19 protein-coding genes are annotated in these 20,759 nt (G+C 62.3%); 10 read left to right on the top strand and 9 right to left on the bottom strand.

All coding sequences use genetic code 11. The features are described from left to right. Nucleotides 1-67: 67 nt before the first annotated feature. Both GLS_RS09585 and mtnK read left to right on the top strand, forming a co-directional pair. Nucleotides 68-766: an NUDIX hydrolase gene (locus GLS_RS09585; RefSeq protein ID WP_041112057.1), complete on the top strand. Its 699-nt coding sequence runs from the start codon at nt 68-70 to the stop codon at nt 764-766. Then, entirely contained in the window at nt 763-1,950 is a 1,188-nt protein-coding gene (gene mtnK / locus GLS_RS09580) for an S-methyl-5-thioribose kinase (RefSeq protein WP_041112056.1), read from the top strand. Before GLS_RS09585 ends, mtnK begins: the two co-directional genes overlap by 4 nt. 39 nt (nt 1,951-1,989) lie before the next feature. On the opposite strand, the gene GLS_RS09575 is transcribed toward mtnK, so the two are convergent. Further along, nucleotides 1,990-3,537: a peptide chain release factor 3 gene (locus GLS_RS09575; protein WP_041112830.1), complete on the bottom strand. Its 1,548-nt coding sequence runs from the start codon at nt 3,535-3,537 to the stop codon at nt 1,990-1,992. A 166-nt stretch (nt 3,538-3,703) separates the two neighbouring features. Continuing rightward, on the bottom strand, nt 3,704-4,321 hold the full coding sequence (gene rpsD / locus GLS_RS09570) for a 30S ribosomal protein S4 (RefSeq protein ID WP_011253300.1): 618 nt from the start codon (nt 4,319-4,321) through the stop codon (nt 3,704-3,706). Nucleotides 4,322-4,686: 365 nt separating this feature from the next. Between rpsD and GLS_RS09565 the strand changes: the two genes are divergently transcribed. Further along, nucleotides 4,687-5,157: a BON domain-containing protein gene (locus GLS_RS09565; RefSeq protein WP_041112055.1), complete on the top strand. Its 471-nt coding sequence runs from the start codon at nt 4,687-4,689 to the stop codon at nt 5,155-5,157. Between the two features lie 100 nt (nt 5,158-5,257). Next, nucleotides 5,258-6,472, top strand: a complete 1,215-nt coding sequence (locus GLS_RS09560; protein WP_041112054.1) for an MFS transporter — start codon at nt 5,258-5,260, stop codon at nt 6,470-6,472. Here GLS_RS09560 and GLS_RS09555 read toward each other — a convergent pair. Beyond that, on the bottom strand, nt 6,426-7,820 hold the full coding sequence (locus GLS_RS09555) for an MATE family efflux transporter (RefSeq protein ID WP_041112053.1): 1,395 nt from the start codon (nt 7,818-7,820) through the stop codon (nt 6,426-6,428). The two genes, GLS_RS09560 and GLS_RS09555, sit on opposite strands and share 47 nt — an antisense overlap. 86 nt (nt 7,821-7,906) lie before the next feature. Between GLS_RS09555 and cysS the strand changes: the two genes are divergently transcribed. The 4 genes from cysS to GLS_RS09535 are packed head-to-tail and all read left to right on the top strand — an operon-like array spanning nt 7,907 to nt 11,939. Beyond that, entirely contained in the window at nt 7,907-9,265 is a 1,359-nt protein-coding gene (gene cysS / locus GLS_RS09550) for a cysteine--tRNA ligase (RefSeq protein ID WP_041112052.1), read from the top strand. Nucleotides 9,266-9,267: 2 nt separating this feature from the next. Then, nucleotides 9,268-10,044, top strand: a complete 777-nt coding sequence (locus GLS_RS09545; RefSeq protein WP_041112051.1) for an RNA methyltransferase — start codon at nt 9,268-9,270, stop codon at nt 10,042-10,044. A 31-nt stretch (nt 10,045-10,075) separates the two neighbouring features. Next, nucleotides 10,076-11,086: an ion channel gene (locus GLS_RS09540; protein ID WP_052327651.1), complete on the top strand. Its 1,011-nt coding sequence runs from the start codon at nt 10,076-10,078 to the stop codon at nt 11,084-11,086. Continuing rightward, nucleotides 11,055-11,939: an aldose 1-epimerase family protein gene (locus tag GLS_RS09535; RefSeq protein ID WP_080691946.1), complete on the top strand. Its 885-nt coding sequence runs from the start codon at nt 11,055-11,057 to the stop codon at nt 11,937-11,939. Before GLS_RS09540 ends, GLS_RS09535 begins: the two co-directional genes overlap by 32 nt. Nucleotides 11,940-11,983: 44 nt before the next feature. Here GLS_RS09535 and gltX read toward each other — a convergent pair whose 3' ends face one another. The 5 genes from gltX to alkB form a co-directional block, all read right to left on the bottom strand. Further along, the gene (gltX, locus tag GLS_RS09530) at nt 11,984-13,318 is read right to left on the bottom strand and encodes a glutamate--tRNA ligase (RefSeq protein ID WP_041112050.1); all 1,335 of its coding nucleotides are present in this window, start codon (nt 13,316-13,318) and stop codon (nt 11,984-11,986) included. 100 nt (nt 13,319-13,418) lie between these two features. After that, nucleotides 13,419-13,883 (bottom strand): hypothetical protein, encoded by a 465-nt coding sequence (locus GLS_RS09525; protein WP_041112049.1) that lies wholly within the window; start codon nt 13,881-13,883, stop codon nt 13,419-13,421. Then, complete coding sequence (locus GLS_RS09520; RefSeq protein ID WP_041112048.1) at nt 13,880-15,082, bottom strand: beta/alpha barrel domain-containing protein; 1,203 nt, start codon at nt 15,080-15,082, stop codon at nt 13,880-13,882. The genes GLS_RS09525 and GLS_RS09520 overlap by 4 nt, the downstream gene beginning before the upstream one ends. Next, nucleotides 15,079-16,470, bottom strand: coding sequence for a class II 3-deoxy-7-phosphoheptulonate synthase (locus GLS_RS09515; protein ID WP_041112047.1), 1,392 nt, complete (start codon nt 16,468-16,470; stop codon nt 15,079-15,081). The genes GLS_RS09520 and GLS_RS09515 overlap by 4 nt, the downstream gene beginning before the upstream one ends. A gap of 47 nt (nt 16,471-16,517) precedes the next feature. Continuing rightward, nucleotides 16,518-17,171 (bottom strand): DNA oxidative demethylase AlkB, encoded by a 654-nt coding sequence (gene alkB, locus GLS_RS09510; protein WP_041112046.1) that lies wholly within the window; start codon nt 17,169-17,171, stop codon nt 16,518-16,520. A 219-nt stretch (nt 17,172-17,390) separates the two neighbouring features. On the opposite strand from alkB, the gene GLS_RS09505 reads away from it, so the two are divergent. Both GLS_RS09505 and GLS_RS09500 read left to right on the top strand, forming a co-directional pair. Next, a complete protein-coding gene (locus GLS_RS09505; protein WP_024716823.1) occupies nt 17,391-17,798 on the top strand; it encodes a hypothetical protein in 408 nt (135 codons plus the stop codon). 64 nt (nt 17,799-17,862) lie between these two features. After that, complete coding sequence (locus tag GLS_RS09500; protein ID WP_011253286.1) at nt 17,863-18,687, top strand: alpha/beta fold hydrolase; 825 nt, start codon at nt 17,863-17,865, stop codon at nt 18,685-18,687. A 6-nt stretch (nt 18,688-18,693) separates the two neighbouring features. Here GLS_RS09500 and GLS_RS09495 read toward each other — a convergent pair whose 3' ends face one another. Beyond that, nucleotides 18,694-20,733 (bottom strand): FUSC family protein, encoded by a 2,040-nt coding sequence (locus GLS_RS09495; protein WP_041112045.1) that lies wholly within the window; start codon nt 20,731-20,733, stop codon nt 18,694-18,696. Nucleotides 20,734-20,759 lie beyond the last annotated feature (26 nt).

Raw genomic sequence — 20,759 nt, 5'->3', positions numbered from 1 at the left:
TTGCGAGGCCGGATATTCCGGTCCATGAAAGAGCCCCCTCTTTCCGCTGTTTCGCCCGGAGCATCAGATGCCCCCTCCCCCGTCAGAATGGCCTGTGACGCCTCTGGAACCCGATGTCGTCGTGCGGGTCGGACGCTCCATGCCGGTGCTGTCTTCGGAAATCGAAGCCTGCGTGGCATCGCACTGGGAGGCTGCACTTGCGAAGCATCCCAGCCTGTATAACGGCCGCGTTTTCTGTGCGGATGTAATCGGGTCGGACGTCATCAGCGGTCACTGGTCCGAATACCGCCGGGTTCTCGCCCAGATGCGTGAGCCGGATCTTTATGGCCCGCAAATGCTACGCCCGCTGGCAGTTGTGGGGCTGCTGCGCACCAGAGACGGGATCGTGATCGGTCAGCGGTCGGAACACTCCATCTATCTTCCCGGCTACTGGCAGGGCGCTCCGGCGGGCAATGTGGAAAGCCGCGAGGGTGAGGCGGAGATCGATCTGGCGGCCCAGCTTCTGGCGGAATGTCACGAGGAACTGGGTCTGACGGAAGCCGACTGCCAGGTCGAGGGCTGTCTTCTGGCCTGCGAGCATCCGCGGACGCATATCGTGGATATCGGAATGGATCTTACCACCACACTGGATTTCGAAGGCCTGAAGGAACGTTGCCGCCGTCTTGGCAATGCGGAATATCAGGCGCTGAAACTGGTTCAGCCTGATACGGAACTGCCCGAACGGCTCGTCCCCACCCTGTCTGCCATGCTGGAGCAAACCCGATGACCTACCGTATTCTCGATGCCCCGGCCCTGCGGGACTGGCTGGCCCAACGACATGACCTCTCAGAGCGTCTGGGCGGCGGGGCTGCCGACTGGGACATTCGCGAAGTCAGTGACGGCAATCTCAATACGGTGTTTCTGGTGAATGGTCCGGCGGGAGCATTGTGCTGCAAGCAGGCTCTGCCCCATGTCCGCGTCGCACCGGACTGGCCGATGCCTCTGGAACGCGCCCTGTATGAGGCGCGCTACATGCAGGCCGTCGCCCCGGCCGTTACGGGGCTGATGCCCGAACTTTTCGCTTATGATCCGGACCTGTTCCTGCTCGTCATGGAATGCCTGACGGACCATGAAGTGCTGCGTTCAGCCCTGATCGCGGATCAGGCCGCTCCGGGGTTTTCCGTCGTGATCGGGTCGTATGTCGCCCGCACCATCCAGGCGACGGGCTGGATCAGCCAGCCCTTTGAAACCGGCGCGCATCTGCTGGAACAGTTTTCCGGCAATACCGCCCTCACCCGCATTACGGTCGACCTAATCCTGACGGACCCGTATCGAGTCTGTGACCGCAATCCGGAGCCGGAAGAAGGCCTGCGGGCGGATGTGAAGGCACTTCAGACCGATCAGGTCCTGCATCAGGCCGTCGGACGGCTTCAGGACCGCTTCCTGACAGCCCGGCAGGCCCTGCTGCACGGCGACCTGCATACAGGCTCCATCATGCTGGATGGCGAGGACGTGCGGGTCATTGACGGTGAGTTCGCAACGATGGGGCCCATCGGCTTTGACTGCGGTCTTTATCTGGGCAATCTGGCGCTGCATCTTTGCGCGGCTCCGCACAAGGTGGACGCAATCCGGACAGAGATGCTGGCCTTCTGGCAGAAGTTTTCCGAAGAACTGCGAGCCAGCCTTCGGGCAGGCTGCGGAGATATGTGGGCGCTGTCCGGCCCCGATACCCGACCAGCCCTCATTGAAACCTTCCTGAGCGAAATCCTGCGCGACACGGCCGGGTTCTGCGGGCTGGAGATGATCCGCCGAACCGTCGGATTTGCACAGGTCGCGGATTATGGTCTCTGCACCACGGAACAGGAGCGTCTGCTCGCACGACAGAAGGCGCTTCAGATCGGCCGGACGCTGATTGTCGAAGGCGCATCGCTCCGATCCTTCGACAGCGTTCTTTCCCTGATGGGACTGTAAGAAAAAACCCCGCTCCTTACAGAGCGGGGTTTTTCCGTTTCAGACCGAGGCCATGCCGATCTGCTTGATATCGTGGAACTCCAGATCGGGGTTCATCTCGATGGTCCGGCGCATCATGAAGGACGATGTCGCGAGGAAAACCGGATCTCCGTCCAGATCGTCGGCCATGGCGGATCGGTTCAGATCCTGAAACGCCTCGATCTTGGCACGGTCGCCGGTGATCCAGCGGGCCAGAGAATAGGGCGTGCTCTCAAAGCCGATGGCCACGCCGTACTCACCCTGAAGCCGGGACTGGAGCACGTCGAGCTGCAGCGTTCCGACCACGCCCACGATCGGCGACAGACCGTCCTGCGGACGGAAGAGCTGGACGACGCCCTCCTCGGCCAGTTCCACAAGAGCCTGACGGAGCTTCTTGGCCTTCATCGCATCATCGAGGCGAACACGGCGCAGGATTTCGGGGGCAAAGTGCGGCACACCAGTGAAACGCAGGTCTTCGCTCTCGCTCAGCGTATCGCCGATGCGCAATGTGCCGTGGTTCGGTATGCCCACGACGTCGCCACCAAACGCTTCTTCGGCAAGCTGGCGGTCACGGGCAAAGAAGAACTGTGGTGTGTGCAGGGCGAACTGCTTGCCGGTGCGGACATGCTTGAGACGCATCCCACGGGTCAGACGGCCGGAGCAGACGCGGGCAAACGCCATGCGGTCGCGGTGATTGGGGTCCATGTTGGCCTGGATCTTGAAGACCAGAGCCGTAACCTGATCCTCGCTCGCCTTCACTTCCCGGGTCTCGGTCTGCTGGGCACGGGGGGCCGGACCATAGGCGACGAGCGCGTCGAGCAGATCCGTGACGCCAATTTCCTTCATGGCCGAGCCGAAGAAAACCGGCGACAGATGACCCGCATCGAAGGATTCACGATCGAACTCGGGCAGTGCGGCTTCGGCCAGTTCGACTTCCTCGCGCATCTGGATGATGCGGGGATCGTCCTCGCCGACCGGCTCCTTGGTGTGCACTTCCTTCGTACGCAGGTCATACGTGCCGATAAACTTGGCGGCTCGTCCGATCGGCCAGGTCGCTGGAGACGTATCCAGAGCCAGCGTGTTGGCGATCTCATCGAGCAGCGCAAAGCAGTCCTGCGCTTCACGGTCCATCTTGTTGATGAAGGTGACGATGGGAATGTCGCGCAGGCGGCAAATTTCGAACAGCTTGCGGGTCCGGTCCTCGATGCCTTTGGCGGCGTCGATGACCATGACCGCGCAGTCCACAGCTGTCAGGGTGCGATAAGTATCTTCGGAAAAGTCTTCATGGCCCGGCGTATCGAGCAGGTTGAAGACGCAGTCGCCATATTCAAACGTCATGACCGAGGTCACCACGGAAATGCCGCGGTCGCGCTCGATGCCCATCCAGTCGGACTTGGTACGGCGGCGCTCGCCCTTGGCGCGGACATTGCCCGCCATCTGAATGGCGCCACCGGCACGCAGGATACGCTCGGTCAGGGTCGTCTTACCGGCATCCGGATGGGAGATGATGGCAAAGGTGCGCCGACGGGCGATCTCGCGGCTGATTTCCGCGCTGGGGGCTTCGGACATGGGAACTCCGATGGGAACGGGACGCCCGGAACTATGCCAGAACGCCGCAAACCGGCACTGGCCGCGCATACGGGCGGTGGGCCTGAAAACAGGAAGCGCCGGACGGGAGACCCGCCCGGCGCTTTCCGGTCGCTTTCTGATCCGGGCCGGTAGGCCCGGGATCGGATTAGCGGGAGTAGAACTCGACAACCAGGTTCGGTTCCATCTGCACCGGGTACGGCACATCGGAGAGAACCGGGGTACGCAGGAACGTGCCCTTCATCTGGCGGTGATCGACTTCGACGTATTCCGGCGTGTCGCGCTCACCCGTCTGAACAGCGTCAAGCACGATGGCGAGCTGCTTGGAGGAGTCACGAACCTCGATGACGTCGCCTTCCTTCACGAGGTAGGACGGGATGTTCACCTTCTTGCCGTTGACCGTGACGTGGCCGTGGCTGATGAACTGACGCGAAGCGAACGGCGTGATCGCGAACTTCAGACGGTACACAACGGCGTCCAGACGACGCTCCAGCAGGCCGATCAGGTTCTCGGACGTATCACCCTTGCGACGGACGGCTTCGTCATAATACTTGCGGAACTGCTTCTCGCTGATGTTGCCGTAGTAGCCCTTGAGCTTCTGCTTGGCCATCAGCTGGATGGAGAAGTCGGACGGCTTCTGCTTGCGGCGCTGACCGTGCTGGCCGGGGCCGTATTCGCGACGGTTGACCGGGGACTTGGCACGGCCCCACAGGTTGACGCCGAGGCGGCGATTGATCTTGTACTTGCTCTCAAGACGCTTTGACATGGGTTGACCCCTGTACTCATCAGAACCGCCCCATGCTGCATGGCGGTCCGTTTTGTTGTGCCGGTAGGCCCTTCCCCGGATTGGAAAGGACGGGCGCGCACCCAGATGCCGGGCCGGCGGGATGCAGAATCCCGCACTGATGGTCCGGCCGGTACGTCCACGTTTCCGGCTGTGCCGTCGCGCCTACAGGAGTCCCCGGTCGGGGTCAATCAAAACCTGCCTGCGAGCCCTGTGATTTTCTTGCATTGGGGGTTCGGAAAATGCGCAACCACTTTATGTCCGGCTGCGCTAACGGTCCGGAACTCCCCCTGTGCTTCCGAAGAAGCGCGCCCTGGGGGAGCAACACGCTTTTTCGAGTTTCCTGTATGAAAATCTATCGCTTCAATCCCAAGGCCGGCCGTGTCGGCGAAGGCTCCCTCGAAGGACTGGTCCAGTCCCTTGACGCGCCGCTGCCCCCCAAGCCCGGGGAGAGCGTCATCAAGCGTGCCTTCAAGAGATTTGGCCTGGCCCAGATGCACATGTCCCATCTGGTGATCGATGACCGCACCATCTATCTGCGTGGCAAGGCGAAAAGCGCCAAGGAACGCGACCAGATGATCCTGGCGGCGGGCAACGTCGCGGGCGTCTCCGCGGTCGAGGCCGAGATTGCCGTGCCCCCCGGCACGCCCGATCCGGAGTTCCTGGAGATCAAGACCAGCAAGACGCTGGACGAGGTTGCCGACAAGCTGCCCCAGGATGTCACGGGTGATGAGCTCCTTGATGCAAATCAACCGCTTGTCACATCCAAGGATGACATTTATCCGGGTCAGACCATCCGTCTGCCAACCGAGAACTGATCTGTCCGTAACGGCTCCTCCCTCTCGGGGAGCCGTTACCGCTTTTCAGTATCCGGCAATGGCAGGGCGGTCCTGACCTCCATTCCCGGACTTACTTCTTATGGACTCCATCGAACCTCTCGACGTCGAGCGGGTGCGCCCACCCCACGGTGTCGGACCGGCCATGCTGTCCCTCATGCTGGCGACTTTCACCATCGGAACCGGCGAATTCGCCATGATGGGACTGCTGCCTGAATTCTCCCATTCCCTGAACATCACCATTTCGCAGGCAAGCTGGGCAATCTCGGCCTATGCGATGGGCGTTGTCATCGGCGCACCGCTGATTGCGATCATCGGTGCACGCCTGCCCCGCCGTACGCTTCTGCTGTGCCTGCTGTGCCTGTTCATCGCGGGCAATATCGGTAGCATCCTGATGCCGGGCTTTGCCGGTATCGAACTCATGCGCTTCATCACGGGCCTGCCTCACGGTGCCTTCTTTGGCGTTTCGGCGCTGATCGGCGCGTCGATGGTCGAGCGTGCCCGGCGTGGGCGGGCCGTCGGGCAGGTGCTGTCGGGCATCATGATCTCGACGGTGATCGGCTCACCGCTGTCGACCTATGCCGCCAATCATGTGGGCTGGCGCGTGGCTTACGGCAGCATCGCAGCACTGGGCGTGCTGTGTTTCGCAGGCATCTGGTTCTTTGCGCCACGCGACAGGCCGCATCCGGGCGCAACCGCACTGTCCGAACTCGGCGCATTCAAGCGGCCGCAGGTCCTGCTGACGCTGCTGACCAGCGCGGTCGGATTTGGTGGTCTGTTCGGGATCTACACCTTCCTGACCACCGGCCTGACGCAGGTGACGCATCTGCCAGGCTGGCTTGTCGCGGTCTATCAGGTCGTGTGGGGACTGGGCATGGTTGCGGGCAATGCGCTCGGCGGCACCATGGCGGATCGCAGCATTGACCGGACGGTGATCGTCTCGCTGACGGCAAGCATCGTCTTCATGCTGGGGTTCTGGCTACTTCTGCCCTCGCCCTACGCCATGCTGCCGGTCACGTTCCTTGTCCCGGCCGGGATCATCATGCTCTCCCCGGCCCTTCAGACGCGCCTGATGGAAGTCGCCGGAGACGCACAGACGCTGGCAGCCTCGCTCAACCATTCAGCCTTCAATCTGGCCAATGCCTTTGGCGCCTGGCTGGGCGCCGTACTGGTCAGCTCCGGGTTCGGACTGGGATCGGTTGGCTGGGGCGGAGCCGTGTTCTCGGCTCTGGGACTGCTGATCTATTTCATCACGATCTGGCAGGGACGGGCTTCCGCATCACACGCAGCAGCCTGATCCCGAAGGCCACGCAGGTCGTGGCCAGCGCCAGCGCCATGCCAATCCACAGGCCTTCCACACCAACATGCTGGTGGAAGGCCAGCCATCCCCCGAAAACCAGACCGATCAGACCGTAACTCGCTACTGCAATCAGCATGGGCGTCACGGCATCGCCGCAACCGCGCAGGGCACCGCTGAACACGCATTGCAGCCCATCCACGATCTGATAGAGCCCGGCGGTCCGCAGCAGGATGACGACGAGCGCCGTCGTCTCGGGATCGGGTGCGCGATTCGAAAAGTACAGCGGCAGGATCTTTTCCGGCCAGATCAGCAGCAGCGAGGATGTGGCGAGGCTCCACATCAGGACGATGCCCGTGCCGGTCAGGGCCGCGCGACGGCTCTGCTCCATACGGCCGGCACCGCGCCAGTATGCCACGCGGACATTGGTCGCCTGCCCGATCGCCAGACACACCATGAACAGCAGCGAACTGACATTCAGCGCCACCTGATGGGCGGCCAGACTGTGCGTTCCAAGCTCGCCGGCCCGCAGGCTGGTAATCTGGAACATCAGGATCTCGGCCGCCGCCCCCATCATCATCGGACCGCCAAGCTTCAGCAGTTCCTTCACGACAGGCCACTGCACGGCAGCGGGCTTCAGCACCCCCCGGACGCGCGGATGGGTCAGGCACAGTCCGAACAGCGCAAAACTGACCACCCAGCCGGTCAGCGTCGTGGCGGTCGCAGAACCGTAAAGCCCCATCGCAGGCAGCCCGGCCCAGCCATGAATGAGCGCCGCATTGGTCAGACCATTGCAGACCGCCATGGCCGGCATGATCCAGAGCAGCAGCGTCTCCGCTCCAAGTGCTGGTAGCGCTACACGCAGGACGCCGATGACTGCCAGATCGGGCAGTAGCGACAGCAGCAGGATGTCGATGAAACGGCTGCCATGCGTGACGACCTCGGCAGGCTCGCCGATCGCACCGAAAATCGTCTTGGAGAAAGCCAGCAGCAGCGCGCAGGGGATGAAGACCGCAATGGCCAGCATCAGCGTCGCACTCATGACGCTACGACCGTCATGGGACGTCCGGCCATGTTCTTCCGCGCCGCGGCCATGCGACAGAAGCACCCCTGCCCCGCCCAGAATGGCCTGGAAGGTCACCATCGTCGTGAAGAAAAATGTGCTCGACAGGCCACCAATCGCGACCTCCGTCACACCGAGGCCACCCAGCAGGATCGTATCCGTAACACCCATGGCCATTTCAGAAAGCTGCGACAGGGCCAGCGGCAGGGCAACGCGCAGCAGGGCCAGCGCATGACTGCGCGGGGTTGTCGGATCGGTCGGCGGACTGGAAAGGGCACTGCTCATGTGCCCCCTATTACAGGGGCCAAACCTTCCGACAAGAGTAACAAAGCCTGTTGCACCTGAACCAAGGCTGGCGCATTGATCGGCGTATGGCCGATCCTGCTGCAAACGTGCTCCGCCTGCACGATACCCATCTTCGCGACAAGCGACCGTTCACGCCCCTCGATCCTGAGAATGTGCGCGTCTATTTCTGTGGACCGACCGTCTATGACCGCGCGCATCTGGGCAATCTGCGCGCCATGATGTGTGCGGATATCCTCATCCGCCTGCTGCGCACGATGTATCCGCGCGTGACCTATGTCCGCAACGTGACCGACGTGGATGACAAGATCAACGCGCGCGCGAAGGAAAACGGGGAAGACATTTCCGCCCTGACCGAGCGCACGACGCAGGCCTTTCATGAAGATCTCGCGTCACTCTTCATTCTGCCGCCCGATATCGAGCCGCGCGCGACCCATCATATCGACGACATGCTGGAAATGATCGGGCGTCTGGTCGAGAACGGCCATGCTTATGTGGCCGAAGGTCATGTCCTGTTCGCGGTGCGCAATTTCCCATCTTATGGAGAGCTGTCCGGGCGCTCGCTGGATGACATGATTGCGGGTGCACGTGTTGAAGTCGCGCCCTACAAGCGTGATCCGGGCGATTTCGTGCTGTGGAAACCGTCCGAGCCGGATCTGCCGGGCTGGGACAGCCCGTATGGGCGCGGTCGTCCGGGCTGGCATATCGAATGCTCGGCCATGTCGCACCGTTATCTGGGCGAGAGCTTCGACATTCATGGCGGTGGCGACGATCTGCTGTTCCCGCATCATGAGAACGAGCGCGCGCAGTCCATGTGCTGCTACCCGCACGGCAAGTTCGCCACGCACTGGGTCCATAACGGGATGCTGCTGTCGAACGGCGAGAAGATGTCGAAATCGCTCGGCAATTTCTTCACGATCCGCGAAGTGCTGGACCGCTCACCGGCCGAGCCGCTGCGTCTGCTCTATCTGGGCGCGCATTACCGCTCCACGCTGGATTTCAGCTGGGAGAAGCTTGAGGAAGCGCGCCGGGTTCTGGACCGGCTGTACCGGGCACTGGAACGCGGAAACGCACAGCCCGGCGGCGCAGTCCCCGCTGCCGTCATGGATGCCCTGTGCGATGACCTGAACACGCCGCTGGCCATTGCCGCCCTGCACCCTCTGGCGGATGCCGCCATGCAGGGCGATCAGGATGGAGCTTCCAGCCTGCTGGCAGCCGGAAAGCTGCTGGGCCTCTTCAATGTCACGCCTGCCGAATGGTTCCAGTCCGGTGTGGACGCCGGCGCGATCGAAAAGCTGATTGAAGAGCGCCTTGCAGCCCGCAAATCCCGCGATTTCGCCCGTGCCGATGCCATCCGTGCGCAGCTTGCAGCCGATGGCATCACTCTTGAAGACGGCCCTGGTGGCACAACATGGCGGAAGGCTTAACCATGACCGGACGTGACGGCGGGGCGAATATCGGCCCTATCGGTGATTTCGATCCGGTTGTGATCCTTGTGCGCCCGCAGCTTGCCGAGAATATCGGTACGACCGCGCGCGCCATGGCGAATGGCGGCCTGTTCCATCTGCGCATCGTGGCGCCGCGCGACGGCTGGCCGCAGGAACGCGCCTGGTATGCGTCTTCGGGCGCGGACCGGATTCTGGATGCCGCGACAGTGTTTGAGACCGTGGACGATGCGGTCGCCGACCTGCACCGTATTTTCGCGACCTGCCCGCGCCCGCGCCACGTGGTCAAGCCGGTCATGACCGCGCGCGGAGCCGCGGCCGAACTGCGCGTTGCGTCCAATCGCGGTCTGCGCACCGGCATCCTGTTCGGACCCGAGCGCGCCGGGCTGGACAACGAGGACATGGCCCGCGCCGATACGCTGGTCCGCTATCCGCTCAACCCGAAATTCATGTCGCTGAACCTCGCGCAAGCCGTGCTGATCATGGCCTATGAATGGTTCCTGACCGAAGACATGACGCCGCCGCGCGAACTCATGACGAATGAGACGCATGTGGCGACCAAGGGGGAGATGGACAATTTCATGTCCCATCTCATCCGCGATCTGGACGAGACGAATTTCCTTCGAAATGAGCAGAAACGCCCTGGCATGGTGCGGAACCTGCGTCATTTCTTCACCCGAGGCGAAGTGACGGAACAGGAGCTTCGCACCCTTCACGGCGTTGTCAGCGAACTGAGCAGCGCCCGCAGGAACAGGAGCTGATCCCATGATCCACTGGCGCCATAGGAAACGGATGGAACCCCGACCTGATCCTGGAGTGCCAGTCCATCCTGAAACACATGAAACGGTCGTCGAAACCGCCAACAAGATCCGCGCCCATGTTCTCGAAGAGAACGGCCGAAGCGACATCATCCGGACCGGTCTGGATGCGGGTGTCTTTGGCGACCTCTACCATACCCTGATGACCATGAGCTGGTTTGCCTTCTTCTGGGCATCCATGGGTCTGTATCTGGTCATCAATGTCGCCTTTGCGCTGATGTATTACGTCATCCCGCACAGTGTGAGCGGTGTCCCGCACGGCGACTTCCTCGATGATGTTTTCTTTAGCGTGCAAACCATTTCGACCGTCGGTTACGGCACCATGGCCCCCGTCGGGCGGCTGACAAACACGATCGTTTCTTTTGAAGTTCTGGCTGGCATGATGCTCAATGCCCTGGCGACAGGGCTGGTGTTTGCCCGTTTCTCCCGTCCCCGCGCGCGGGTGCTGTTCAGCCATGTGGCGGTCGTCTCCTATGACGACGTAATCCCGACACTGACGATCCGTCTGGCCAACCAACGCCGCACGCTGATCCTCTCAGCCAATATCGAAATGACCCTGACGCGGCTGATGCCCGATGAGCGCGGACGTCTGGTGCGCCGGTTTGACCGGCTGACGCTGGTGCAGTCCCATATGCCGATCTTCCGGATCAGCCTGAACGCAACCCATCTGATCGACGAGCACAGCCCGCTTTACGGCCTCACTGCGGAGACGCTCATCGGCCAGAACGCGGAAATCATCATCACAATGGATGGCACGGACGAGATTTCGTCGCAGACCGTTTTTGCCCGTCACGCCTATGAGATCGGACATGTCAAACACGGCTACCGTTTTTCGGATATGATCGAAAATCGTCCGGATGGCCGGGTGGAGGTCGATTTCCGTCGCTTCCATACGACCGAACCGGGTGATACGCCCAAGGCACCTGATCCTACCCCCCGACAGGAGACATCCCATGACGGATTTCGTGACGGACGACAGACATGATTTCGGCACCGGCCTGCTGAAGGCCTCGGTCAGACGTCATGGCGCCGAGCTGGTTGCCCTGCGCAGCGGATCGGAAGACCTGCTCTGGAACGCAGGACCGGCATGGCCGAAACATTCGCCCATCCTGTTCCCGATCATCGGGAAGCTCCCTGATGACAGGGCCACGCTCAATGGGCAGCCCGTGCATCTCAGACAGCACGGACTGGCGCGGGACCGGGTGTTCCGATGGATCGCGCGGACGGCTGAAGGCTGCACGCTGGAACTCGTGGACGATGCGGAAAGCCGCGCCCTCTTTCCTGCCGCGTTCCGCCTGCGGGTGGTCTATCTGATCGAGAACGCCACGCTGCGGGTCTCGTACCACCTGCACAACCCGGACAGTAGCCAGACCCTCCATGCCTCACTCGGCGCGCATCCGGCGTTCCGCTGGCCGCTGAAGGACGGTGTGGCGAAAGAGAGCTACAGGCTGGTCTTCGAATATGACGAGCCCCTGCCCGTCCGTCGGATCGGTGCCGATGGGCTGATGCTGCCGGAGAAGTTCCATACCCCGGTCAGGGACAACATTCTTCCCCTGACGGATGCGCTGTTTGCAAAGGACGCCCTCATCCTGGAGAAGCCGGAAAGCCGGTCCGTGGATATGGTTGATCCGGACGGGCATGGCATCCGGTTCGTCTGGGGCGGCTTCCGGGAACTTGGTCTGTGGACAAAGCCAGGCGCGGAATTCCTGTGCATCGAACCCTGGTATGGATATGCGACACCGACGGGATTGGCGGATGATTTTTCATGCAAGCCCGGTCTGCTGCATCTGAAACCGGGTGAGAGCTGGACGGCGTTCTGGTCCGTCAGGGCAATCTGAAAAAAAGCCCGTCGCGCTTTTGATCGGCGCGACGGGCAACAGGCTCAGGCCTGAATGGCGTCCCGCAGACGGGCGACCGTCCGCTCACGGCCCATCAGGCCGAGCAGAACATGCAGTTCCGGCCCTGCGTCCTCGCCCGTCAGGGCCAGACGCAACGGCATGAACAGGCTGCGGCCCTTGCGGCCAGACTGTTCCTTGAGCGCGTTGGTCCAGTCCTTCCACGTCTCCTCGCCCCACGGCTCGGCCGGGAGGGTGTCGAGGGCCTGCTGAAGGAAAGAGCGGTCTTCGGGCTGTGACGGCGGAATGATCGTGCCATGCACCACATCCCACCAGTGCGGGATTTCAGCCGACAGATCCACATTACCGCGAACGGCGTGCCAGAACGTCTCGTCAGCTTCAGGCGGAAGATGGATCTTCGCGGCTTCGAACGGCAGGTTGTGCAGCGCACGCCGGTTCAGGGCGAGAAGCTGCGTCATGTCGAAACGGGCCGCCGACTTTGAGACATGCGAGATGTCATAGGCCGCAATGGCCTCGTCCATCGTCATGACCTGCGGATCATCCGAGGAGCCGACGCGGGCGAGATAGGAGACAATCGACATCGGCTCCAGCCCGTCCTGACGCAGGGATTTCAGAGCCAGCGCATCAAACCGCTTAGACAGCTTACCTCCATCGGAATCCAGCAGAAGCGGCAGATGCGCGAAGGTGAAGTGGTTGGGCTTTGCGCCAAGGGCTTCGGCGATGTCGATCTGCACGCCGGTATTGGTCACATGGTCTTCGCCGCGGACGATATGGGTGATGCCCATGTCCAGATCGTCGATGACGGAGGCCAGCGTGTAAAGGATCGTGCCGTCGCCACGCACCAGAACCGGATCGGAAATAGCCGTCAGCTTGACGGAGCACTCGTCCATGACGAGGTCCTGCCACTTGCGGCTGCCATCGCTGAGACGGAAGCGCCAGTGAGGCGTCTTGCCGTTGGCTTCGGCGCGGGCGCGCTGGTCAGCAGTGAGCTTGAGCATGGCACGATCATAGATCGGCGCCTTGCCGGCACGGATGCGGGCTTCACGCTTGGCGTTCAGCTCGTATTCCGTCTCAAAGCACGGATAGAGACGGCCGGACGCCTTCAGCTTTTCGATGACTTCGGCATAGCGGTCGAGACGCTCGGACTGGCGCACATACTCGTCCCATTTCAGCCCCAGCCATGACAGGTCCTTGCCGATGGCTTCTTCATATTCGGGCTTGCCACGGCTGGTATCGGTATCGTCGATCCGCAGCAGGAACTTGGCGCCGTTATGGCGCGCGAAAAGGAAGTTGGCGACGGCAAGGCGCGCATTGCCAACATGCAGGTAACCGGTGGGGGACGGAGCGAAGCGCAGTTTCATGACGCCTTAATGCCGCATGATGCGCCGTGTTGCCAGAGCAGGTTTTGTAGGAACGGCCGTGTGAAGGAAGGGAAACATGCCCCTTCCCTGCACCGGGTGTTCAGTGACGGATCACTTCGTGACGGTTTTCGTCATCCTCGTCGTCATCATCATCCGGCGGACCGGCGATTTCCTCGTCATCGACGAGACGACGCGGATCGATGGCGCGCCAGTCACGCTCCATCGGTGTAGCGGGCGTAGCCGCGAAGTCTTCAAGTTCCGTGGAGGACTTCCAGCCATCTTCGCCGGCATCCACGACTTCGGCGTTCTCACCAAAGGCGAACCAGTTTTCGAGCACTTCCTTGCTGCTCGCGCCCGGCGTGCGGCAGCGCTCGATGCTGTCGCGGACATAGGCACGGGCATAGGCGTTGGCGTGCATCAGGTCGATGAAGTCCTTCACGACCTCGACCGTGTCGTCCTCGTCTTCCGACGCGCCGGACAGGTCGATGATGCGGACACTCCACGAACCCGGCTGTGCGCCATTTTCGGGTGCGCCTTCGACAGGGTCAATCGTATCGTCGGTCATGATGTCTCCTGGCTGTCACGGGCCTTCTGGAGCAGGAACTCGCGTCCGAGCTTGACGCGGGGCTGCCCGTCATAGGCCACGATGTCAGCCGTTGCATAGGTTTCGGACCAGCGGTCGGGGATGAAAGACCCGCTGCCGATCACGTCAATCGGGGCATGAGCGTCCCGCATCGTCGAGCATTTGGCGACGTTGAAGCCCGAGGATGCGACGATCTTCACATGGTGGAAACCGGCATGATCCAGAGCTTCGCGCATCCGCCAGATGGCTGCGGCTGACACACCCGTTCCCACCAGATCACGCAGTTCCTGATCGGAACGGTAGCGGCGGATGGTGCCGGGCGTGTGACGCTCAAGCACACCATATGAGGTCTGGGGGTCCAGTCCTTCAAGGAAGCGCCCGCCATGTGTGTCGAGACGGACACTCAGATGGCCCTTTGCAGCACGCTCGGGGAAGCGGCGGCAGACGGCGAGCGCATCCGTAATTTCCTGCCCGAAGTAATCCACCAGAACTGTCAGTGGATCGTTCGGATAGACCTCGTCATACATCTCCGCCGCCCGCAGCGTGGAGCCTGCATAGCCGATCAGGGCATGAGGCATCGTGCCCAGACCGCCATCGAGGCCAAAGAAACCGGCCGTGGCGTCATTGGCGTTGCCGATGAAGCCGCGGGCCCCTTCCTTCTGCGCCGCACGGGAGCCAACACCTGCGGCATAGGCCATCTGTTCCTGCATTTCAAAACCCGCGCAGTGCCGGGCATCCATGGCAAGGAACGGGATGGTCGGCAGGGCCATGGCCATCTGATAGGCGTTATGGGCCGCCACACAGGTGGAGCCGATCCGCTGGAGGACCAGCGTCTCGAGCGGGGCCAGTCGGACAAAGCTGCCGGTCAGGTACAGCAGCGGCTCACCCGCACCGACCCATTCGCCTTCGGCGTACATTTCCCGGCAGTGCAGATCGAAGCCCTGGGCCTTCGCCACGTTCTTCAGCCACTGGACGACCAGCCCGCAGGCCGCGATCACCGGGCGGCGGATGAACACCGCATAGGTGACGCGGGAATCCCCGAAATGCTCCACGATGTGCCGCGTTCGCCCGAAATAGGCGTCCGTCCGCGCTTCGATGGTTTTCTCGTCCAATGGGCCGAGTGTTCCAAGCGCGCGCTGAAGCGCGGCCTGAGGAGAATTCTGGGGATCGGAAGCGGTCATTCTTTCTTTCCTGCTCGTCCCGTCAATTCCTGAGCAAGAAGGAAGGCCATTTCAAGTGACTGTTCCGCATTAAGGCGCGGATCACAGAATGTTTCATAGCGGCCGCCCAGATCGGCCTCGGTCAGGCACTGCGCACCGCCGATGCATTCCGTGACGTCCTGCCCCGTCATTTCCAGATGGATGCCCCCCGGACGGCGGCCAATGGCCTCGAACACATCGAAGAAGCCGAGAACCTCGCCCAGGATGTTGTCGAAGGAGCGGGTCTTGATCTTGCTGGCCGTGGTCGTGGTGTTGCCGTGCATGGGATCGCACAGCCAGGTCACGGTGCGGCCGGTGCGGTTCACGGCATCAAGCAGCGGCGGCAGGTGATCGCGGACCTTGTCCTTGCCCATGCGCGAGATCAGCGTAATGCGGCCGGCCTCGTCCTTCGGATTGAGAATTTCGAGCAGCTTTTCGAGATCCGCAACCGTCGTGGTCGGGCCGACCTTGATGCCGATCGGATTCTGCACACCGCGCAGGAACTCGACATGCGCGCCTTCCGGCTGACGGGTACGGTCACCGATCCACAGGAAATGAGCCGAGCAGTCGTAGTAATCGCCACTCGTGCTGTCCACGCGGGTCAGGGCCTGCTCATAGGGCAGCAGCAGGGCTTCGTGAGACGTGTAGAACTCTGTCTCGTCGATCTGCGAAGCCGAGCCGTCAAAACCGCAGGCACGCAGGAACGACAGCGTCTCATCAATGCGATGGGCCAGATCCTGATAACGGGCGGCCAGCGGGGAACGCTCGACGAATCCGAGGTTCCAGCGATGAACCTGATGCAGATTCGCATAACCGCCATGCGCAAAGGCGCGCAGCAGGTTCATCACGCCGGCGGACTGGAAATATCCGGTCTCCATGCGCGCCGGATCGGGGATACGGGCCTCAGGCGTGAACTCGGGGCCGTTGATGATGTCGCCGCGATAGCAGGGCAGCGTCACGCCATCGACCGTCTCAGTGTTGGACGAACGCGGCTTGGCGTACTGGCCGGCCATACGGCCGATCTTCACGACCGGCACCTTTGCGGCAAACGTCAGGACCACAGCCATCTGGAGCAGCACGCGGAACGTGTCACGCACGATGTCGGCGGTGAATTCGTCGAAGCTCTCGGCACAGGCACCGCCCTGCAGAACGAAGGCTTCTCCGCGCGATGCGGCAGCCAGGCGCGTCTTGAGACGGCGGGCTTCACCCGCAAAAACCAGCGGGGGGTATCGATGCAGACGAGCTTCGACAGCAGCAAGCGCCGCTTCATCCGCATAGGATGGAGCCTGGACGATGGGACGGGAACGCCAGCTTGCAGGAGACCAGGACATCGTGTTGGTGGACGTCGGGGTCTGGCTCGAGGGGTGCATCAAATGCCCTCCGGATGAGTGTGAATGCAGAAGTTGCGGGGCGCTGGTTATGGCCGAAAAAGCGCGGCGTTGATAGCGCGAAACGTCAGATTGTATCGCATGGCACCTGTCTGCTGATGGAATGTTTCGCGGATGGGCGAAACCCCATGCCACGCAAAGCGCGATACCCCACCCCACACCACCACATCGCCATCGAGCAGTTCGATGATGCGTTTCGGGTCAGTCCGGCGTGAGCCACCGAACGAAAAACGGGCGGGTACGCCAAGGGAAACCGACACGACCGGGGCCTCTGGCATCCCCTCGTCCCTGTCCTGATGCAGGCCCATTTTCGCTCCGGGCCCGTAGCGGTTGATGAGGCAGGACGCGGGGTCAAAGCCCTCATACCCCGCTTCGGCTGCCGCTCGGACGGCAAGGTGACGAAGTGCGTCTGGCATGGCAGGCCAGGGCTGCCCGCTCTGCGGATCGGTTCGGGAATAGCGGTAGCCGGACGGATCGGCGACCCAGCCACAGGCCCCGCAGGATGTCATCGCGGCAGACATCGGCCCCATGCGGGTATGAAAATGGCGGAAAGGCGCCTGTGCGGAGACCTCCGCAATGGCCTGATGGAGTGCTGGCGCTTCGGCCAGGGCAAAGCCGGGCAGCCATACGGCCCCTTCGGCCAGGACGGTTCGCGGACGGATGGACGTCAGAAGATCATCCATCAGTCACCGCCCCGAAGCGGAAAAACCCGTACTGATATCATCATGTCTTCTGATATGGGGCGGCTCTGAAACGGTTCCAGAGGAAAAGAAGTCTTGAACACGGGGGAAAGCGGGCCGATTATAGACTGATATGCCGCCTTGCCGGGGATGTCAGAGCCTGACGTCGCGTTTCCTCCGGAAGGCAGCCTTGTTGTCATGATCGGCCAAGGACCGGATCACATGTTGTCCTCTTCCCGTTTCTTCTGCCACGCCCTGCTGGCGACCGCTCTGCTGGGAGGGGCGGCACAGGCCCAGACCGCATCCTTCGGTCAGCCCTACGCGGCTGGTACGACGCTTCCGACGCAGCCAGGTCAGAGCGATGCCCAGTCCCAGACCACGACTGGCGGTGAGCATTTCCGTGCCCGCGGCCATCGCAAGCCGCCGCCGGGTTATTCTGACACGCCGTCCACCGATTTCGAGCATGGTCCCGATCCCGACCACGAAGCCGGTGTGGAGCGAGATTCCGTGACGGGTGCGAACCTGTCCAAGTTCGGTTCGTCCTATCAGGGCAGCAACAACACGCAGTCCGGACAGCTTGGTGATGCATCGGGCAATGGCTGGACAGCCCCGCGCGGAAACGGCTGGTAAGACGCAACCAAACTCCCTGCAGCCAGTTCTGATCCTCGTATGAATGCCTTCGAGGATCAGAACCATGCCGTATATCACCGCTACTGATGGAACGAGCCTTCACGTCAAGGACATGGGGGCCGGCAAGCCCGTCGTCCTGATCCATGGATGGCCCCTCACCGGGGACATGTGGGAAAAACAGACGCTGGCCCTGGTCGAAGCGGGTTACCGCGTCATCACCTATGACCGCCGCGGATTTGGCCAGTCCGGCCATCCGATCAACTGCTACGATTACGATACGCTGGCGGACGATCTGGCCGTCATCCTTGAACAGCTTGATCTGTGGGATGCGACGCTGGTCGGGTTCTCCATGGGCGGCGGTGAAGTCGCACGCTATCTGAGCCGCCATGGCCGCTCACGCATTTCCAAGACGGTGCTGCTGTCTTCGGTCGTCCCCTTCCTGCTCAAGACTTCCGACAATCCCAAAGGCGTGGACATTTCCGTCTTCGACGGGATCAAGCAGAAGATCCGTCAGGACCGTTTCGGCTTCCTGAAGGATTTCATTCCCGATTTTTACGGCGTCAGCCTGATGCATCATCCGGTCAGCCAGGGCGTGCTGGACTGGTCCTTCCTGCTGGCATCCATGGCGAGCCCGATGGCGACGCTGGACTGCGTGGATGCGTGGGGAACGACGGATTTCCGCCCCGATCTGCAGGCCTTTACCATCCCGACGCTGGTGATCCATGGCACGGCCGACTCAGCCGTCCCGGCGGGGATTGCGGGCGAGAAGGCTGCGGCCGCAATCCCGGGATCAACCTGGATTTCCTATGACGGCGCCCCGCATGGGCTGTTCATGACGCACGCCGAGCGCGTGAACGAGGACCTGCTGCGGTTCCTCGCTACCCCCTGACGAGCGTCAGAACGCGCCCTTGAGAAAGGCCCTGCTGACCGGCATTTCGGTGCGTACGATCAGCAGGGAGCCGATGGCCAGAACCAGATCATGCCGGATCGACGGATCCTGTGACTGACGCTCCAGCGCATAGAGCTCGTCCAGTGTCGGATCGATCGTAGCGGTTGTATGGGTCAGGGGCAGCTTGCGCCGCAGCAGGTTGCGGACCAGCCCATCCACCGCCGTCACCGCCGTATCCGGCAGGCTTCCGTGCTCGGCGAGCTTGCGCAGCATCAGCACGTTACGCCCAACGGTCAGAACGGACAGCGTCCCTCGCAGCATGGCTTCCGCCCGGTCACTGGACAGGGAGCCGGCAAAGCGAACGGCACGCTCCATGCTCTGCGTGCCTTCGTTGATCCAGACATACTCGTCCATCACCACGCCCGGCAGGGCTAGCCGTCGCAGGCTGCGCTTGAGCTGATACCGCAGGACTTCACCCGCCCGGGCGGGTGTAAAAGGCAGCACGGCGCGGAAAATCACCACGCCGGCACCCAGCCCCAGCAGGAGCGCAATGGTGGTGTTGAACCAGCCGAGTTCGTTAATGCGTCCCTGGTTGTCCATGCCCAGCAGGAACGGGAAGAACGTGCCATAGGACGCCGCCATGACGGCGGTGGAGGGATTACGGGACGCCAGACCGCCCAGCATCATGAAGAACCCTGCCACAAGGCAGAAGAACGGATAATTGGCCGTCACCGGCATGACGATGAACACCGGAATGACGCTCGCCAGGGCAGCGAAAACCGCACCGTAGAAGAAGGCCGCACTCAGCAGGACGGTATTCTCAAAGGTGGCAAAACGCGCGCAGACCACGGCGATGAAGGTCAGGAACACGCCGCCCTGTGGCCAGGCCGTGACTTCCCAGACATAGGCGCCGAACAGCAGGGCCACGGTCGTGCGCACGCCATTGCGCATCGAGGCACGCCAGTCCGGATTGCGGGTCAGGCGATGGCGTTCCGACACCGGAGCGCCATCCACGCTGGCCCGGTAGGAACGCAGCGTCTCGCACAGATCCGAGAGCATGACTTCCACGCCGGTGAGAATGATCCCTTCGTTCAGGGAATCCTCATCATCGCGGGGCAGGATCGTCTGCATGCGGCCCCGGCACTCCGCCAGAAGGGCTTCGGTCTGGACCAGGGCCGCGATGCCGCGACGATCCGTGAGAAGCCGCTCCGGCAGCCCGTCCAGGGCAGTGGCCATGTCTTCCAGGAAAGGCCGCAGGGCTTCGGGCTGATGCGTGACGGACGTCATGCGGGTCCGCAGACCCAGCCCGCGTGACAGGACGCGCGCGACAAGCCCGAGCGTGACATAGGCGTGCTCGACCTCGTTGCCCTCGCTGCGGATTTCGATGCGGCTGAATTCGATCTGATCGCTGGAAGCCTGAAGCGATCCCAGCAGGGTGGACAGGTCGTCCGTAGCGCCCGGCTTCTGGCGGAGCACGGCTGTCAGGGCAGGAATGGCCCGGGTCAGAATACCCTGAAGACGCTTGCGAAGTTCCTCGCGCGCCCTGCCCGCGACATTGGGCAGGGCAATCATGCCCATCGCCGTCTCGCAGATCACGCCAAGGAAAATATAGGTGCCGCGCGCCATCGCAACGTTGAAGACGTGATCGGGCTCTTTGACCGCACCGAGCGCAATGATGGTGCAGGTATAGCCGGCCAGCACGAGGGCATAGCCGCGGAAGTTATGCGTCAGCGTCGCAAGACCGGCACACAGCCCGACCCAGAGCGCGAGTGCGGGCAGAAACAGCCAGGGATATTGCGGAAAGGCCGCCATGAGCACGATGGCCATCACCATCCCGATCACGGTACCAACGAGACGCCAGCGGCCCTTGGAAATACTCTCGCCGCGGGAGTTCTGAGCGACGATCCAGACGGTCATGGCGGCCCATTGTGGCTCACCAAGCTCCATCCACAGCGCGATCGCCAGCGCCAGAAGCGCTGCGATCGTGGTGCGGAGGGCAAACATGACGGACGTGATGGACGGGGCAAACAGCCAGCCAAACTTCATGCCCGGTGCTGCCCTTCAGAAACTGT

Origin of the sequence: Gluconobacter oxydans DSM 3504, from assembly GCF_000583855.1 — a bacterium.
Taxonomy (GTDB): domain Bacteria; phylum Pseudomonadota; class Alphaproteobacteria; order Acetobacterales; family Acetobacteraceae; genus Gluconobacter; species Gluconobacter oxydans.
Note: the sequence above shows the minus strand (reverse complement) of the source record. Positions and strands in the feature narration are given on the sequence as shown.